Consider the following 17,536-nt stretch of genomic DNA (forward strand, 5'->3'; position numbering starts at 1 on the left):
GGCCTTGTAGGAGCAGTGCTTTCATCGGATTCCTCTGTATTGGGACGGTTACATGTCGTGCGCTGTCGCGGCAGGGCCGGTCGTGGCCGGTGCGAAGCGGCGAGGCCTGGAAGCAGGTATTGGTTTAGTCGGACGTGCGGCGCGTTCGCCATTCCTTATGCGCCGTAACGTCGATTGAGTTCGTCGAATACGTGCTTGTGCACCAGCGCTTGACGCTCTGCGAAAGTGGCTACGAGCGCCGGATCCTCCTCGAGGATGCCCTGCTGCTGCAATTGGCTGAGCGCGTTCGTCATGCCCCGCACAGCGCCTTGCAGGGCGGCGTTGGCATAGAGCACCATACCAAAGCCCATGCGGGCAAACTCGGTGGTAGGCAGCGCCGGCGTCTTACCGCCGATCACAACGTTCACAACCTGGGGTAGCGGCAACTGCGCAATGCGCTCAAGCTCGCCTGCGCTGGTCGGCGCTTCCACGAAGGTGACGTCGGCACCTGCTTCCGCATAACGTTGCGCGCGTTCCAGCGCGTCTTCCAGACCATGCACGGCGCGCGCGTCCGTTCTCGCGATCAGCAGGAAGTCACTTGAGCTGCGAGCATCTGCCGCTGCCCGGATCTTTCCCACCATCTCGCCCGCGTCTATCACGCCCTTGCCGGCGAAATGTCCGCACTTCTTGGGCATGACCTGGTCTTCCAGCTGAATGGCGTTGGCGCCGGCCCGCTCCAGTGCACGCACCGTTTGTCGCACATTGAGCGCGTTTCCGAAACCCGTGTCTGCGTCGACGATGAGAGGTAGCTGCACGGCATCGCGAACCGCGGCAGTGTGCTGGACGACGTCACCAAGATGGATGAAGCCGAGATCCGGGATACCGTAAAAGCTGTTCGTCAAGCCGGCGCCACTGAGGTAAACGGCCTCAAAGCGGAGAGTCTCGATGACACGGGCAGCAAGTGCGTTCCCGCAGCCTGGCACAAGCAAGCCACGGCGCTCGTTGAGTTTGGCGCGTAGGAGCGCGCCGAGTGAAGAGTTCATCGCAATATCCAATCAGGGCGCGCGCGGGGTCGTTTTCATGGCGGACTTACGAAAGTAGGCATGCAGCTTGTCCAAGTGACCCGCCATCAGTGCCACGGCTTCGTCGCCCGAGCGACGGCGCAGGCAGCCCACGATCTTCCGGTGCGTCTGGGACGTGGTGGGCCACGGCCCCACGTCGTACTGCGACATCAGCTTCAGCACGAGATCAGTCAGGGAGGACACCAGGATCACGAGCACTTCGTTACCCGTGGTTTCGCCTAGCAAGCGGTAGAAGGACAGCAGCTGGATGCGTCGGCCCTCGAGGTCGCCCGCCTTGGCAAGTTGTTCGGTCAGCGTGATGCTTGCGTCGAGGCGGTCAAAGTCCGCATCGGTCCCGCGCTCGCAGGCGAGGCGGGTCACCGCCGTCATGACAATCGTCCGGCTTTCGGTGAGGCTGGCTATCGAAACGGCCCCCAAGCTGATGACGTCGTTGAGCGACTGGGTCACGAGAGCCGGATCGGCGCCCCGGATAAAAGTACCACCCTTGGGACCCTTTCGAAGTTCAATCACCCCGCCGCGCTCCAGACCTCGAAGCGCCTCCCGCACGCCTGAACGGGAGACCCCGTAGTGCTCCGCAAGGTCGCGCTCGGACCTTAGCTTCTGTCCGGGCTTCAGTTCACCGCGCGCCACTCGAGACCGAATGTCGTCCGAAATACTGTCGAAGAGTCGCGCTTCGTTGGTCATAGTGCTCACTCCGCGACCACGCCTGCAGCTTTGATCATTGCGGCCGTGACTTCAGCCTCTTTGGCGATCGCGTCGCGCAGTTGCTTGCCGTCACTCGCAATCACCGTCAAGCCCTTGCTGGTGGCCTGCTGCTCGGCGAACTGCGGATCGGAGAGCACTTCTCGCACTGCAGAGCGAATCTGATTGACGATCTCGGGAGGGGTGCCGGCGGGTGCGAACAGGCCGTACCAAATCGATACCTTTGCGTAGGGATAGCCCTGCTGCGTGGTCGTCGTGACGTTCGGGAACTGCGAGATGGGCGCGTCTCCGGCGACCGCGATCGGCTTGATCTTGCCCGCCTGCACCAGCGGCAGGATCACGCCCGCGCTGGCCGAGCCGAGCTGCACGTCTCCTGCGGCGAGGGCAGCGAGGTTGGGAGTGACACCGTTGTACGGGATGTGCGCGATGTCGACGTTCTCGCGATCTTTCAGGACGGAAAACAGCAGATGGGGCTGGCTGCCATTGCCGAAGGAGCCGTAGTTGATGGTGCCTGGCTTCCTCTTCGCCAACTCGACCACCTCCTTCAGCGTGTTGGCAGGCAGCTGCGCGTTGGCGACGATCAGCTGATCGGCCTTCACCATCATGCTGATCGGCTCGAAGCTCTTGTCGGGGTCGTACGCCAACTTCTTGTAGAGGAAACGGTTGCCGACCATCGTCTGGTTGACGGTGGCGAGCAGGGTGTAGCCATCCGGTGCCGCCCTGGCGACCTGCGCCGTGCCGATGGCGGAGCCGGCCCCTGTCTTGTTCTCCACCACGACGGGCTGCTTCCAGCGTTCCGAGAGCTTCAAGCCGATGGCGCGGGTCAGCACGTCGACCCCGCCGCCCGGGGCGAACGGAACGATGATCGTGATCGGCTTGCTCGGATAACTTTGGGCGTGGGCGGTGAGGGCGGTCGCAGCCAAGAGGCAAACGGCGGTGAGGCGCTGGAGGGTCATGTTTTGCGGTTTCTGATGATTGTTTAAGCGTAGACGTGCCCGTCGAAGAGGCGGCGGGTGGTGCGATAGAAAGAGCCGTGGGCGGCGTGCCAGCCGTTGAGGTCCCGGACCACTTCCGCTGCCACGGTGAGGATGCCGGACGGCATCGCGATGCGCAGCGCGGAGGGATCCCGGCGCGCTCGCGCGAGCCGGGCCGCGACGCTGCCCTCTATCTGCATCGCGACTGCGGTACAGAGGGAGCCGGTGAGCGGCAGGGCGCGGTGCGGCTGCCCGTTGGAGAGCATGCGCACTACGAGGTCGGTCTCGCCGGCTTCGATGGCCTCTCCGCTCAGTGTGGTAGTGCGTTGGGGCGCACTGACGATGGCGATCAGCGGAATCATCCGGATCGCGGCCGCCGCCTCGATGTCGGGCGCGATGCCCATCGCGACCGACCCCTGCAGGCGCAGTTCAGCCAGTGCGCCCATGGCCCGCGCATTCGACCCCAGTTCATCGGGAGACTCGCCGCCGGTCAACCCGAGGTCGGCCGCGGCCACGAAGACGCAGGCATTGGCGGCGTCCACCAGCGACGCGTTCACACGCCCTACGCCGAGAAGCTCGAACTCCTGCGCCGCCTTGCCGGACGGCAGCAGCTTGCCCGTGGATGCGCCGCCGGGCGAGAGGAAGTCCAGCCGCACCGGGGCACCCGCACCGTCCACGCCCGGGATGGCGAGCTTGCCGGTTTCGATGCTTTGGCCCTCCCGCACTTCAAATCGCGACACGATGATCTTGCGTGTGTTGGTGTTGTGAATGCGAACGCAGGCTTCGCCGCTGCGCGGCGCATCCACCAAGCCCTCATCCAACGCGAATGGGCCGATCGCGGAAGACATGTTTCCGCAGTTGCCGCTGTAGTCCACGACGGCGTCCTGAATCTGCACTTGGGCGAAGGTGTAGTCCACGTGAGCACCTGGGACCGTCGGCGGGCCGACCACGCACACCTTCGACAACGAGGAGACGCCGCCACCCATGCCATTGAGCTGGCGGCCGTAGCGGTCGGGCGTTCCCATTGCCTTCAGGAAGATCTCGTCCCATTCGGCGCGATCGGCGGGCAGGTCGCGGGCATGGAACACCAGCGCCTTGCTGGTGCCGCCCCGAATGAACGCTGCTGGATAGCGGCGGCGCATATGGGCTACCTTAATACGGCCGCGGCGCGCGCAGCTCACACTCGCGCACCGGCAGTGTCATGCTGCCAATCCGCTCGATCTCGATGCGCACCTCGTCGCCGGCAGCGAAAGGGCCGACGCCTTCCGGCGTTCCGGTGGCGATCACGTCACCGGCCTCCAGCGTCACCACTGACGAGATCAGCTCCACCAGCTCTGCAATTCCTACGATCATTTCGCTCGTGTTGGCGTTCTGCTTCAGGTCACCGTTCACCCACAGCTTGTTCTTCAGCGATCCAGGTTCCGCGACTTCATCAGCAGTCACGATCCACGGGCCTAGAGGGGTGAACGTCTCGAACGACTTGCGCATCGAACGCTCTTCCTCCGCGACGCCCTTCTCGATGCGCATGGTGGCGTCTATCAGGCACGAATAGCCAAAGACGTGTTCCATCGCGTGCGCCCGTGCCACGTTGCGCGCTCTCCTGGAGATGATCACCGCAAGCTCCGACTCGTGGTCGAAGCGGCGTTGAGACCCCTTGGGCAGCAGCAGGGTGCCGCCAGCGCCAACCAAGGAGCCGGGCGCCTTGAGGAAGAAGCCCTGTTCGCGCGCGGAGCGCCCGCCAGTAGTGACCGAGCGGGCGCCGAGCTCACCGATGTGCTTCCAGTAGTTGGCGGGCGCCGCGAAGACGTGCTGGGGGCCGGGATTCGCTGGCAGCAGTTTCACGGAGGCGAGGGGCAGCTCCCTGCCCGAGTTCCGGTAGTCGGCGAACTTCGAGCGCAGCTCGGGCCAGTGGCTCACGAGCCAGTTCACGCGCTGCCGGGGCAGTTGCGCCAGGAACTCCGGCAGCGCCGAGGTCATGTCATGGACGGTGTTGCCGTCAACGACGCCGATGCGGTAATCGTCAAAAGATGCGATCTTCATGGTGAGAGGCTCAAGGCAGTTTTTGATGGCCGCCGTTGTCGGCGAGGGCTTCTTCGAAGTAGTACCCGAGCGCTGACATGGCGGGAAAGTCGTTCACTTGGAACAGCTGCGCGTCTTCGGTCGAGCGGTTCAGGTGCTCGTGCCACGCCCAGGGCTTGATGGCGAGGAAGTCGCCGGCGTTCCAGTCGTAGGTCTGTCCCTCCACGATGGTGGTGCCCCGCCCGCGCACCACGTAGTAAAGCTTGCTGCCGGTGTGGCGGCGCGCCTGCGTGTGGACGCCGGGCCGCAGCTTCTGCAAGCGCATGCCCATCGTGCTCATGACCGGTCCGCCGTTGGTCGGGTTGCGGTACTCCAGCACCACGTCGTCGAACGGATCGGCCGGCACTCCGGCCGCCTGCTCGAGCGCCTGCTCCGCGATGGCGCGCGGATATGCGAGCAGCGGGTTCGCCGATCCGCTCGGCCGCGGGCCGGGTGGGCTCATCAGCCCGCTACCGTAGCGCCGCCTCGAGCTATCCGGCACTTGATCGGGCTTCTGCTGCAGTTCCTGTGATTGCTCGAAGAACGTCGCGTGCATCGCCCGCATCAGCGAGATGTCCAGCACGTCCAGCCAGATCATCGGTGTATCGCCGTGATACTCGTGGTCGTGCCACATCATGCTGGGGGTGAGCACCAGATCGCCCTCGTGCATCGGGTAGCACTCGCCGTTGACCGTGGTCGTGGCGCCGCTGCCCTTCATGATGAAGCGGAAGGCGTTCGCGGTGTGGCGATGGTTGCTGGCGATCTCGCCAGGCAGGATCATCTGGATCGAGGCCCAGAAGGTGTGCGTCGTGCCATACGGAAGACCCGGGTTGTGCAGTCGCAGCGTGCGCCGGTTGCCTCCGGGCTCCAGCGCGAGTTGCTTGCCGAGTCGATCGAGCAGCGGCTCGAGGTCGGTCCATTTCCAGTGCACCGTCTCCATCGCCGACTGCGGCGTGCGCGAGAAAAGCAGCGGATCGTCCGGCTGCTGCACGCGGCAGTTGAACTTCGCGAGATCTTCCTTCAGCGCTCGGCGGGCGGCCTCGTCAACCATGGTTTGTTGTTCGGCCATGACGTTCAAGCCTCCGCGATCACCGCATCGAAGGAGACCGGTGGCCGCTCGCCCGCGATCGCGCCGCGCACCGTGTCGACCAGCGTTGCGACGTCTGCGGGAAGGGCGTCACCGCGCCACGCCACCTGGCCGTCGGGGCGCACCAGCACAAGCCGGCGTTCATAGAGCTTTTCGACAGCCTCGCCTGCGAGGTCGACCACTTGCAGCGGCAGCCGCACCCTGGCGGCCTCTTCCTGAAGCAGATCGACCGCCGGCGGTTTTGCGCCGAAACGCAGCAGCACGAAGCCTTTGCCGAACAGGTCCAGTGTCGACTTGGTCTCGCCGATCCAGGCGTGGGGCGCGCGCGAGCCCGGCCGCGTCGTCGGCGTGTAGCTGGAGGTCTGCAAGGGCGGCGGTGGCGTTCCGTCCGGCACCACGACGGGCGATCCTTCATAGACATACCCGAGGTGCACGCCGATGGAATGCCACTCACGACTCATCATCTCTGTGTACCGCTGGCCGTACTCGCGCCGGGCCGCCTCTGCCGCGGGGTCGCTGCCGTCGAACATCCGCGCATCCGGCTGCAGGATGCGCGGCGACAGCATGCGCCGCAGGTTCTCGGTGGCTTCGCCTACGTTGCGAACCGCAACCGGCAGCTGCTCCACCTCGTAGCTGTCCAACAGGTGCTCGCCACCCCAGCCATCGATGACGGCAGCCACCTTCCAGGAAAGGTTGACCGCGTCGAGCAGGCCGGTGTTCATGCCGAAGCCTCCGGTGGGCGAGGTCAGGTGGGCGGCGTCACCGGCGATGAAGGCGCGGCCCTTGCGGTACTGGCGCGCCACGAGCTGGCGCCTCACCCACGGCAGCGTCGAGAGGATCTCGAACTCGAAGGGCTTGCCCACGGCGCGAATGATCGCAGCCCGCGTTTCCGCCTCGGTCAGCGTGCGCTTGTCCGCGTCGCCGATCAGGGAGAACCTCCACTGGTCCCGCCCGTTGATCGCGACCAGCGTGGCCCAGGTGCCTTCCGGCCCGATGAAGATGAAGCGATAGCCCGGCTTCTTGTCGTGCAGCTGTTCCAGGTTTTCGCAGCGGAAGATGATGTTGGTGGTGTACGTGAGCACCGCGTCGCCCACCATCTCGATGCCCAGTTGCTGCCGCACCATGCTGGCGCCGCCGTCGCAGCCGACCAGGTAGTCGGCCCGGAGCGTGCGCGTCTCGCCGGAGCGCACGTCGCGCACGCGTGCCACCACGCCGTCGCCTTTGTCCTCGAAGTCCAGCAGTTCCGTGTTGAACTCGAGAGAGACGCAAGGGGAGCGGCGGGCGAACCGCTGCAGCACGGGGTCGAAGAAGTTCTGCGGGCAGCGCTCGCGCTTTTGCGGGCTGTGCACCGGCGGCTTTTCCTGCCTGGGGGCGGGAAATGGCTCGCGGCCGAACTCGTAGCCGTTGAGGTCGGTGACCCACGCGCAGTCCTGCGGATAGTCACGGTTGTAGCCCGCCGATTCGACCCAGTCGACGATGCCCCAGCGGCGGCAGAACTCCATCGACCGGATGCCGATCATGTCCATCTTCGGCTGGGCGACGCTGCCGTCGCCCCTCTCGACCAACGTGGAGGAGATGCCACGCCAACCGAGGTCGCCGGCCAGCGTCAATCCGATAGGGCCGCCGCCGATGATGAGGACTGAAGGGGAGGAAATCGTCATGGCAGTAAAGTGGTTGGGCGTTAACTTGGTAGGACCAACATGGTCGGACCAAGATGATAGGACCAAATCGACGGGTGCACAAATCCCGCGCCGGTGGGTGGGTTATCGGCAAGCGGCACCCCGAGGTTCTTCTCCAGTTGCCGATCCTCCCAACAAGGTTCCAGGATGAACTGACATGGATGTGGGTTTCAAAAAACTAAGGGGCAGTTGAGAGGGTTCAGAGACGCACGATCGACTTGCCGATCTGCTCGCGCTGTTCGATGCGCTCGTGGACGCGTGCCACTTCGTCGAGCGTGTACTCGCCCTCGATCTGAATTCGCAGTGAGTTGCTGCCTATCGCAGAGAACACCGCGTCTGCACGCCGCTGCACTTCGTGCGCGTCCCGCATGTGATCGGCCAGACGTGGCCGAGTGAGAAACAAGGAGCCTGATTCCCCGAGCTCCATCGGATCCAGGTTCGTCACCGATCCGGACACGCTGCCGTAGTTGATGACGAGTCCCCGGGTGCGCGTTGCGCGCATGCTGTGGCGCAATGTGGCGAGGCCGACTGAGTCGAATACGACGTCAACGCCTCGACCTTTGGTGAGTGCGCGCGCGGCTTCGGCGAACCCGCCGTTGTCGTAGGGCATGGCAACGTCAGCGCCCTGCGACTTGGCAACCGATCGCTTTTCGGGCGTACTTGCCGTTGCCAATACGGTCGCGCCGCGCGCCTTTGCCAGCTGGATGAGAAGCTGGCCGATGCTGCCGGATCCAGCATGAATCAAGCAGGTGCTGTCCGGTCCGATCCTTCCTACCTCCTCAATGAGGTAGTGCGCGGTGCAGCCGTGGAACATGGCAGCCGCCGCCATCTCGAAGGGGGTGTTCTCCGGAATGCGAGCGGCTCGTTCTGCCGGGATACAGGCGTATTCCGCGTAGCTCCCCCAGGCAATGCACCAGGCGACGCGGTCGCCAATGGTAAGGTGGGATACCCCCGCGCCAAGTGCCGTAACCGTCCCCGAACCTTCCATGCCGAGGGTGCACGGAAGCCGTATGGGATACGTGCGTGAATTCCTGTACTTGCCCTGCCGGGTGTGCACATCCATGAAGTTGATGCCGGCGCAGGCCACCCGCACCTGGACTTCGTTGCGATTGGGAAAAGGTAGAGAAACGTCTCGACGAATCTGCACAACCTCAGGCCCGCCGTACTCATCGATCATGATTGCACGCATTTCAGCCTTCAGTCATATCAATAAAGTGGTTGGGTTCATTCTGGTCGGACCATGATGGTCGGACCAGAATGGTAGAGTCAAATCGAACAGGATGCAAATGCCGCGCCAGTCTGTGCAGTTCGTCGACTTCCGCGACGGTCAGATGCGCCGCGGCAAGATCATCGCCATGCGGGATACCCAGGCGACGGTACTGGAAGAAGGCACCAAGCGAACCTGGAAGACCGTGCCTGGCGATGCAGGGCTATCACGGTGCCGAACGTCGCGAGGAGGCTGCCTATGAGCCGCCACCGGAGCCTGCCGGCGAAAAAACACATGCGCGCGAGTTCCAACGCGAAGACACCGCGACGTTCAACGACCGCGATGGTCGCAACATCACCGGCGTGATTGTGCGCATCAATCCGCGCACGCCAACCCTCGGTACCGGCGATGCCGGGACCTGGCGGGTGCCGTTCCATGCACTGCTTCCATGTGCTCGACGTCTGAGCAGCGTCGACCTCGTCAGCCAGTTGGCGTCAAGAGGGCCTTGAGGCCGCGCTTACCCAGCGAAAAGCTGAAGCAGGAGTTGGTCGAACGCAGCCTGGAACCTGGTGCGTCGGTCGCTGCCATCGCGCAGGAGCACGGCATCAACGCAAACCTCTTGCTCAACTGCGGTACTCCGCAAGCTCTTCGCCCAATCGTATGCGCCGCCAAGTGCCGCGACATGCAGCGCCGAGCTTGAAGGTCGCCCCGATGCGGCGAACTCCAGACTTTGACCGCGCAGGCTTCCCTGGCGGCTGCCAGCGTGACCTACGGCCGATGATGCCCCAGCGGTGGAAGAGCGCGCCACCCGCCCCCCGCCCTGCGAACTCTCGGATAAATCAGGGCGCCATTACCGGGGCCGGCGAAGGGCTTGCGACTAGGGTTTGTCCTAGTCACGATTGGCCCGATTCAAACTTGCATTAAGTAATGCGCCTTAGTACACTAAGTCGTTATACTTAAATTCAATGTCAGATGCGCAAGAAGCGATTTGCGGGTCGGCAAAGAGGCAACACGAATGTTTCGGCATCTTGCAGATGTCGTCATTGCAGCTTGAAATTGATATCGACCATCGCGCGATTTTCCTCGATGAGGCGGGAGTTCGCCCACTGGGTGTAGGCCTTGCTGTCCATTTACGTCACCGCTCGGTCAATCCGTGACAGCAACCGCGAGCGACTTCAATCTGCGGTCCTCGCGCGCGCCGGGACTTCAGCGCGTCGACGCTGATGGTCCTTGTCGCGAAAAATCCCATACGGCAATCTCAAGCAGCGTGAGACCGCCACTCTCCTGCGCTACGGGAATCTCCCGATACGACTCATCCATGGATTAAGTAATAGTACTTAGTCTAATGGTTAACCTACTAGGCCTTAGCCACCGTTCCGCCAGTGCGTTCCATCCGTGTGCAAAGGGCAACATGAGCCACGTCTTCGACTCCAAGCAGTTTCGCAATGCGCTCGGTTCCCGCCGTTCCCGCTCGAGGTGATGCTGCGCATTCACTTCATGCAGCAGTGGTTCACGTTGAGCGACCTGACGATGGAAGAGGCGCCGCACGACACGCCGCTGTATCGGGAGTTCGTGGGCTTGGGCAACTGGCAGACGAGGTTGCCTGACGAGAGCGCGACTCTGCGGTTTCGCCACTTGCTGGAAAAGAACGAGCTGGCCGCTCAGATCCTGACTGTGGTCAATGACCTGCTGCGTGGCAAAGGCTTGATGCTGCGCGCCGGCACGGTGGTCGATGCGACGCTGCTCGCGGCGCCGAGTTCGACCAAGAACGCCAGCGGCGCAAGGGCCCCTGAGATGCACCAGTCGAAGAACAGGAACGAGTGGAACTTCGGAATGAAGGCCCACATCGGCGTGGATGCCCAGTCGGGGTTGGTACACACCGTGCGAGGCACCGCGGGGCAACGTCCATGACGCGGTCGAGGCCAATGCGTTGCTGCACGGCGATGAGACTACCGTGTTCGCTGAAGCGGGCTATCAAGGCGCGCACAAGCGCGCGGAAGCGCGTCAAGGAGTGACGTGGCTGTGGGCCATGCGCCCAGGTAAGCGTGCGGCTCTGGACAATCCATTACTTCGATAACCCTCAGATTCGATGCTGCTCAGCCAACCTGCCTACTGGATGCCAGATATTCAGGAAATCCTAATGCTGTGGATGAGTCAATGAAAAATCGGACGTGCAATGCGCGAGAATTCTTGCTCGAATCCCCGTGGATGCAATCTCTTGGAGCGGCGGTTCAAGAGCGGGTGATAGCCGAGGCATACGACATACTTCACAGAGAAGGCGACATCGTTGCAAGACAAGGAGAACCCGTGTGCTCGTGGATCGGTGTTGCCGAGGGTTTGTTGAAGGTTGTCGGCGGTGTTTCTACGAGCCGGCCTGTGATTTACAGCTCCGTTCCCGTTGGGTCCTGGATGGGCGAAGGGTCAGTTATCAAGAACGAGCCTCGTCTCTACGACGTCATTGCAATTGGCGGGACTCGCACAATTCACGTTCCGCGGGCCACCTTCCGCTGGCTCCTCGAATCCAGCTTCGAGTTCAATCATTTCGTCATCAGTCACTTAAACGAACGCCTTGGCCAGTTCATGTCGATGGTTGAGACCACTCGCATAGATGATCCGATGGTTCGACTTGCCCGCGCGCTGGTGGGACTCTTTAACCCGGTTCTTTATCCAAAAACCAGTGCTGTTCTGACGGTCTCGCAACAGGAATTGGGTGACCTCGCAGGCATTACGCGTCAGCGCACCAACGCTGCCCTCCAGGTGCTCAAGCGGTTGGGAATGATCGAAATCCGACGCGGAGCCATCGTGGTTCTCGATCTGCCGGCTCTAAAAGCTCTGTCCAGATCTTCTTCGCTTTTGGACGCGCCGTCAGCTTATTAGTATTGTCCACGGGCATGGCCGACACGCTGTACTGCAACTACTTGTTGATTGCCACACTGATGGCCGCGGGCGTGGCGGTGCTGATGGAGCAGAAAGGCTCGCGCTCACCGACTTTCGCCGCGGCCAGTCGCTGGGCGCGCGCGATCATCTCGTGTACTGGTGCTCGCGAGCGGAGGCCGATACCAGGAGGTGAACCCCAAGGGCGGCGATGCGAAGGCGCCTTCGCCGCTGTCGGTGTCGGTGTCGGTGTCGGTGTCGGTGTCATCTTTCGGCACATAGGAGCCAAGTCGTTTTCGGCGCAATGGAGCCACTTCGTTTTCGGCATATTGGAGACAGTGGAGTTGAAGGTCACCTCGATCTGTATGGGTTGATTGCGCGCTGAAGTGGGCGACTTGAAGCCCCCCACGGAGGCAGCGATTGGCCGAAGGAGAATCGAGATGTTCCAGTACCGAATTGTCCTCGCGCAAATGCGTCGGGGCGCCTCCGAGCGAGAGATCGCGCGAAGTCATTGCATGGGCCGGAACAAGCTGGCGGATCTGCGCGCGTTGGCCGAACAGCCCGACTGGCTCGACGCGCAAACTCCTTTCCCCGAGGACGCCGAGATCGCCGCCGCTCTTGGCGCGCCCAAGCTGGCCGCCTCCACCGTCTCGACGCTGGAATCGCATCGCGAACGCATCGCCGGCTGGTTCGATCAGGGCGTGCAGGGCCTGTGCTTCAGCCGCCACCAGTACGTCGAGTTCGTCTGGGACCAGACGGTGGCGATCTGGCTGGGCTGTCACCGGCGCGCCTTCGAATGGTTCAACGCCGTGCCGCGGCGCCTCATCACCGACAGCGCCAAGTGCGCGATCGTGAAGGCCTGCATCTACGACCCTGTCGTGCAGCGCGCTTATCCGGGACAACCTACAAGGACTGCAGGAGATCGAACTGACCGTCCAGGGCAAGGGCTACCGATTGCGCACCGAGACAAGGGGGACCCTCAACGCGTGTTCAACGCCAGTGGTGTTGCACTACCGTCGACGCTGCAAGCGATCTGAGCCTCACCCACCCAACTCCGTCGCAGCAAATCTGCGGGCGTGACACTACGCCGAGCCGGCACTCCCAATTGTTTGATTCAGAAGAGAGATCTCTCCGAACTGGTGTCGAAGACGGGTCTGGGCGCAGTGGGCCTCACGAGGCCTGCCAGCGGCAACCAACGACCCCCAGTTGTTCACGCCGATTGCCCAATGCAAGGTGGGCCTCGGCCCGCGCGCATCGAGCCTCGTATGCGAAAGCGACGGCCCAAGCCCCTACCCATGGTTGAAGGTGCCACGCACAAAGGCTCGTCGATGCGTCGAACGCTACGGCAATGCGAAGAAACCAAAGTAGTGCCATTCCTCCATAGGGTTAGTCACTACCGCCAATGTCGGAATGCAGACACAGCAGCCATGACGCAGGCAACAAAATTCGCTGGCGTTGATTCAGGCATAGGCCTCGATGCGTGCCTTATTTGAGAACTCTGGAGACAATACATGGTCATAATTCAAGTCCGGCAAGCATGCGGCATTGCGGCGCTTGCCACAATGGTGAGCGGCCTGTGGTGGTGGTGGTGGTGGTGGTGGTGGTGGTGGTGGTGGGGCTAATAATGCCCAACCCGTCGCGCAATCGTCGATCAGTGTGCTTTCGAGCCGGCCCGACATGGTCAGCGAGAATTCGGCACTCGTTCGCGTTAACGTTCCGGTCGTCGCTGGGGCTGCGGCGCCGAAGATCACGCTTGGTGGTACAGACATCAGCAACCTGTTTACCACGGGAGCCGACGGATCGCTTCAAGCCGTCGTCACCGGACTGCAAAGCGGGAAGAGCACCATTTCCGTCGCATTCAATGGCGCCACGAGCGCTCTGGATGTTGTGAGCCACGGTCGCAATGGGCCAATCATTTCTGGACCTCAGCAGACGCCCTGGATTTGCCAGACTGCGGACTTCGTGCTCCCGGATAACACCAAACTCGGCCAATCGCAAGACTCAAATTGCAACGTACCCAGCAAGGTGCTATATATGTACATGCCTACAGCGGGCGGAATCTTCAAGCCAATGCCGTCGGCCACGGCAGTTCCTTCGGACATCAAGACAACGGTGACGACGGACGGCCGGATGGTCAATTACATTGTTCGCGTTGAGACGGGCACGATCAATCGGTCGATCTACCAGTTTGCTCTGCTCTACGATCCAACCACGGAGTCCGCGATCAGCCCCACCGCGAGATACAGAGCTTGGAACAGAAAGCTTATTTACACATTCGGCGGTTCCGCTACTGCGGGATACGTGCAGGGGCTGTCGACGGGTGGTGTGATGAACGACCTGATGCTCTCCCAAGGCTTTGCCGTCATATCTTCGTCTACCAACGTATTTGGCAACAACGAAAACGACGTTCTCTCGGCGGAGTCTGTCTCGATGGTGAAGGAAAAGTTTATCAAGTCGTTCGGCGTTCCTCTTTATACGATGGGATGGGGCAATTCCGGCGGCGCCATGCAGCAGCATCTCATTGCCAACAACTATCCAGGCCTGCTCGATGGCATCACGCCTGATCGCTCTTGGTCTGACCTGCTAACTGTCGTACCGTCCGCAACCGACTGTTCTTTGATGTCACGCGCATTTGCTGGAAGCTCATTGGGCTGGACCAACGAGCAGAAGACGGCCGTGTCGGGATTCAAGGACTACGCTACATGCGTTGGTGGCGACCAACAGATATCCCGCTGGCAGGCGACGTTCTCACCGTCTTGGGTGCTGGCAAAGCGGGGCGAGCCGACGCTTCTCGGAGCCCTCGATCTGACCAATTGCCTTATGGGGCTTCCCTCTGGACTGACTTATGACCCCATCACCAACCGCAACGGTGCGCGATGCGACGTGTACAGTTCACTAGTCAATTTGCTTGGTATCGAGCCCGCTACCGGCTTCGCGGCACGAGCGATTGATAACGTAGGTGTGCAGTATGGACTTAAAGCATTTCAAAGCGGAGCGATTTCGGCCGAACAGTTTGTAGATCTCAACGAACGGGTAGGCGGATACGATCCAGATGGCAACTTTCAATCTAGCCGTACGACTGCGTCCGCCCTGGGGCTAAACGCAGCGTATGCGTTCGGGAGAGTAAACCAGGCGGCGAATCTTAATCAAATTCCGATCATCGACCACCGCGTGTATCAGGATCCCGACATCCACAATGCTTCGCGATCCCTCTCAACACGGCAGCGCATTTTCAAGGCCAATGGGAGTGCGGCCAATCACGTTATCCTGCGAGGACCTAATCTTGCGCCGATAGCACTAAAATCGATGGATGCATGGTTGTCAAGTCTTTCGAGCGACACCAAGAGCTATGCTAACCAGTCCGCCAAAGTCGCGGCCAACAAACCGACGGACTTGGTTGATGCCTGCTACACGACCACTGGTACGAAGATCGCGGAAGCAGCAGAAATTAACAACGGCGGACAGTGCGGCGTTCTCTACCCGTACTTTACGAACCCGCGCATAGTGGCCGGTGCGCCGTTAAGCGACGACATTCTCAAGTGTCAGCTCAAGCCGCTGCTACGCGCAGATTACGCGGGAATAAGCGATGCTCAGTTCGCCAGGCTTGGGGGCGTATTCACGACCGGCGTCTGCGACTTTTCCAAACCAAGTGTCGGATCCACTCCACTGCAATCGACATGGTTGAGCTTCCCGAGGCCTGGGCAGCCCACTTTGCTCTCTGGAGCCCCTTATTGAGAATTACATAATTCACAACGACCGATTGCGTTGCGGCGCGTTACCCGCTCAGGTTTTTGATCGGGGAATCGGTACATGGCCAAGATGGACGAAGCGACCCGCGAACGGGTGCGCGCGAGCGCTGTCCCGGCTCTCCACCGCGTCGTGGCGTGGTTCGGCTTCGATGCGGGAATCGACTATCGCGCCCCGGCTTCGTTGACCGGCCTTCGGCAAGCGTGTCCGTCCGGCGTTGACATCTATTTCGACAACGTCGGCGGCGCCGTGCGAGACGCGGTGTGGCCGCTGATGAACCTGTGGCGCCGGGTCGTCGTCTGCGGGCAGACTTCGGAATACAGACGCCCAGCGGCCGCGCGGTGGATGATGGCGGCGATGCCGACGCCACATTGGAAATGAGCTTCGATTCGATCGCCGCCGCCGCCGCCGCCGCCGAGACGTTCTACTGCGAATGGTGGATCGTGTCGAAGCCGCTGCACCATGCCTGTTGCGGCGCGACCGCCTGGTCATCGCTCCAGCCTTCGTCTCACTTTTCTACGGCCCGGTTCTACGGAGGTTGACTGTCGAGCAGGCGTGATCGCGTCACTGGGACGTCAAAGCCCTCTATGGAATGGCCATCCTGGTCCAGAAGGGGATGCTCGGCGCAAGTGCCGTGGGTTGCCTGAGCTTCTCAGCTACGGAATACGGTAGACATCTTCACTCTTCATCCAGCATCCGGCTGACCTTGCTTCCCAATGCGCTCTCCGCCCTGAAATACCCCATCACGGTCGCGACGCTCTGATGCCCGGTCATCGCCATCGTCTCAGGCAGCGACATGTTCTGCCGGCCGGCTTCCGTCACGAATCCTGCCCGCAACGAGTGCGCCGAGAACTCCCCCTCGATGCCTGCCATCGCGCACCGCTCCTTCACGATGTCGCGCACCGCTGCAGCCGCCAGCGCCTTTCCGGCAACTCCCAATTCAGAGGAGGGCGCTTAGGCGCCGGCTCGGGCATCGGCTAGGCCATCGCTCGCCGCTTTAGACTTGGCGTCGAAGATGCCCAGGACGGCATCGCTCTTGCCCGTGCAGGCGCAGCGGGGCACTACGGACTTGCGGGGCTGCGGGAGCAGGCCGACGCAATTGGCGTCCGGCTGCGCATAGACAGCCGTCGCGGCGAAGGCGCCTGCGTGTCGCTGCACTGGACGCAACGCGGGCGGAGTGTGGGCTAGGATCCGCACGCAGCCTCTAGGGGCGTAGTTCGGCGAGTCCTCAGAACGAATGACTCATTCCCAAGGCATATCCAGTCGCGGATGGCGGCCGGTGTACTGTCAAAGCTGACGACAGGCGTCTGTCAACCACGGCCGCGCATGCAACGGTTGTGGTCCATTTGCCTAATCCAGGTGGGTTCGCCCGAAATGAGCTGCTGAAATCGCGAGGCGGGAACATTGCGATCAATCCCTTTCCTGGTAGTTGGAGAGGCCTGCGAGGCTCTTCACGACGATGCCGCCGTACTCAGTGCTGATCAGACCTTCGCTTTCGAGCCGCTTCAGAGCCGCGCCGATGCTCTGTCGAGACATTCCGATCAGCTCACCCAACTCAGTTTGGGATAGCGTCAGCAGCGGGCCGATGTGGGGATGAAGTACGGGGTTGAACATGGTGCCGATCGCGCACGCTACTCGCGCGACGGGGTCGCTTAGCCGATCAATCTCAACCATTGCCATGAAAGTGGCCAACCGCTCGTTCAGTAGCGAAATGATGATGTGACTGAACTCGACGCTCGTGTCTAGAAGCCAACGGAAGGTTGCGGCTGGTAGATGGATCACCCTGCTCGGTCGCATGGCAATCATGTCGTAGCGAAACAGTTCGCGTTTGAAGACCGTACCTTCACCGCCCCAGCTTCCCTCTGGAAGTGTGCTGAACATCACCACCTTGCCGGTCCGATGTACGGTGCTGACCTTGAGGAGCCCTTCGCCAACGCCAAGCCAATCCTTGGCCGGATCGCCCTTCCGGACGACTACATCGCCGGGGCGAAAGAGCACTTCGTACGCATCCTGGTACACACGTTCCTTCATAATGGCCGGTAGCTCCCTTAGCCAATGCGTCTTTTCCAGTATTTCGCGAAGGGGTCGAGTCGTCGTGCCTTTCATGGCGGCAATGCTACGTCGTTACGCGAGTTGCCGTCGGCCCA

At 61.9% G+C, this 17,536-nt stretch carries 14 protein-coding genes and 6 pseudogenes; 10 read left to right on the plus strand and 10 right to left on the minus strand.

Annotation, left to right across the window (positions count from 1 at the left end; genetic code table 11):
* Positions 1–155: 155 nt before the first annotated feature.
* The 8 genes from GXN78_RS40060 to GXN78_RS40095 all read right to left on the minus strand — a co-directional run bounded on the left by GXN78_RS40060 (position 156) and on the right by GXN78_RS40095 (position 8,750).
* Positions 156–1,022, minus strand: coding sequence for an oxaloacetate decarboxylase (locus GXN78_RS40060; protein ID WP_106558092.1), 867 nt, complete (start codon positions 1,020–1,022; stop codon positions 156–158).
* A gap of 12 nt (positions 1,023–1,034) precedes the next feature.
* Positions 1,035–1,745 carry an FCD domain-containing protein gene (locus GXN78_RS40065; protein ID WP_106558036.1) on the minus strand — a complete coding sequence of 237 codons (711 nt, stop codon included), beginning with the start codon at positions 1,743–1,745 and terminating at the stop codon, positions 1,035–1,037.
* 5 nt (positions 1,746–1,750) lie between these two features.
* Positions 1,751–2,719: a tripartite tricarboxylate transporter substrate binding protein gene (locus GXN78_RS40070; RefSeq protein WP_106558037.1), complete on the minus strand. Its 969-nt coding sequence runs from the start codon at positions 2,717–2,719 to the stop codon at positions 1,751–1,753.
* 23 nt (positions 2,720–2,742) lie between these two features.
* Entirely contained in the window at positions 2,743–3,879 is a 1,137-nt protein-coding gene (locus GXN78_RS40075; protein ID WP_106558038.1) for a PrpF domain-containing protein, read from the minus strand.
* A 10-nt stretch (positions 3,880–3,889) separates the two neighbouring features.
* A complete protein-coding gene (locus GXN78_RS40080; RefSeq protein ID WP_106558039.1) occupies positions 3,890–4,777 on the minus strand; it encodes a fumarylacetoacetate hydrolase family protein in 888 nt (295 codons plus the stop codon).
* 10 nt (positions 4,778–4,787) lie between these two features.
* A complete protein-coding gene (locus GXN78_RS40085; protein WP_106558040.1) occupies positions 4,788–5,864 on the minus strand; it encodes a cupin domain-containing protein in 1,077 nt (358 codons plus the stop codon).
* A gap of 5 nt (positions 5,865–5,869) precedes the next feature.
* The gene (locus GXN78_RS40090) at positions 5,870–7,543 is read right to left on the minus strand and encodes an FAD-dependent oxidoreductase (RefSeq protein WP_106558041.1); all 1,674 of its coding nucleotides are present in this window, start codon (positions 7,541–7,543) and stop codon (positions 5,870–5,872) included.
* A 217-nt stretch (positions 7,544–7,760) separates the two neighbouring features.
* Entirely contained in the window at positions 7,761–8,750 is a 990-nt protein-coding gene (locus GXN78_RS40095) for a quinone oxidoreductase (RefSeq protein WP_106558042.1), read from the minus strand.
* A 233-nt stretch (positions 8,751–8,983) separates the two neighbouring features.
* On the opposite strand from GXN78_RS40095, the gene GXN78_RS40100 reads away from it, so the two are divergent.
* The 10 genes and pseudogenes from GXN78_RS40100 (at position 8,984) to GXN78_RS40140 (ending at position 15,931) form a co-directional block, all read left to right on the plus strand.
* Positions 8,984–9,277, plus strand: a complete 294-nt coding sequence (locus GXN78_RS40100; protein WP_164256202.1) for a hypothetical protein — start codon at positions 8,984–8,986, stop codon at positions 9,275–9,277.
* Positions 9,278–9,312: 35 nt separating this feature from the next.
* Positions 9,313–9,396: pseudogene (locus GXN78_RS42350) on the plus strand (transposase); the annotation flags it as partial.
* Positions 9,397–10,226: 830 nt separating this feature from the next.
* Positions 10,227–10,827, plus strand: a pseudogene (locus GXN78_RS40110) (IS5 family transposase); the annotation flags it as partial.
* Positions 10,828–10,925: 98 nt separating this feature from the next.
* A complete protein-coding gene (locus GXN78_RS40115; RefSeq protein ID WP_106558044.1) occupies positions 10,926–11,645 on the plus strand; it encodes a Crp/Fnr family transcriptional regulator in 720 nt (239 codons plus the stop codon).
* A 14-nt stretch (positions 11,646–11,659) separates the two neighbouring features.
* Positions 11,660–11,805, plus strand: a pseudogene (locus tag GXN78_RS40120) (IS4 family transposase); the annotation flags it as partial.
* 352 nt (positions 11,806–12,157) lie between these two features.
* Positions 12,158–12,679 carry a transposase gene (locus GXN78_RS40125; RefSeq protein WP_204162293.1) on the plus strand — a complete coding sequence of 174 codons (522 nt, stop codon included), beginning with the start codon at positions 12,158–12,160 and terminating at the stop codon, positions 12,677–12,679.
* Between the two features lie 112 nt (positions 12,680–12,791).
* Positions 12,792–13,010, plus strand: a pseudogene (locus GXN78_RS41825) (IS4 family transposase); the annotation flags it as partial.
* A gap of 309 nt (positions 13,011–13,319) precedes the next feature.
* The gene (locus GXN78_RS40130) at positions 13,320–15,377 is read left to right on the plus strand and encodes a DUF6351 family protein (RefSeq protein ID WP_164256387.1); all 2,058 of its coding nucleotides are present in this window, start codon (positions 13,320–13,322) and stop codon (positions 15,375–15,377) included.
* A 156-nt stretch (positions 15,378–15,533) separates the two neighbouring features.
* Positions 15,534–15,695 (plus strand): annotated as a pseudogene (locus GXN78_RS41830) (NADP-dependent oxidoreductase); the annotation flags it as partial.
* Positions 15,696–15,766: 71 nt separating this feature from the next.
* Entirely contained in the window at positions 15,767–15,931 is a 165-nt protein-coding gene (locus GXN78_RS40140) for a hypothetical protein (RefSeq protein WP_164256389.1), read from the plus strand.
* A 136-nt stretch (positions 15,932–16,067) separates the two neighbouring features.
* Here GXN78_RS40140 and GXN78_RS40145 read toward each other — a convergent pair.
* Together GXN78_RS40145 and GXN78_RS40150 are read right to left on the minus strand one after the other, a co-directional pair.
* Positions 16,068–16,310 (minus strand): annotated as a pseudogene (locus GXN78_RS40145) (tyrosine-type recombinase/integrase); the annotation flags it as partial.
* 489 nt (positions 16,311–16,799) lie between these two features.
* A complete protein-coding gene (locus tag GXN78_RS40150; protein WP_106558047.1) occupies positions 16,800–17,495 on the minus strand; it encodes a Crp/Fnr family transcriptional regulator in 696 nt (231 codons plus the stop codon).
* Between the last annotated feature and the right edge of the window lie 41 nt (positions 17,496–17,536).

The sequence above is a fragment of the Variovorax sp. WS11 genome (assembly GCF_010499245.1).
GTDB lineage: Bacteria > Pseudomonadota > Gammaproteobacteria > Burkholderiales > Burkholderiaceae_C > Variovorax.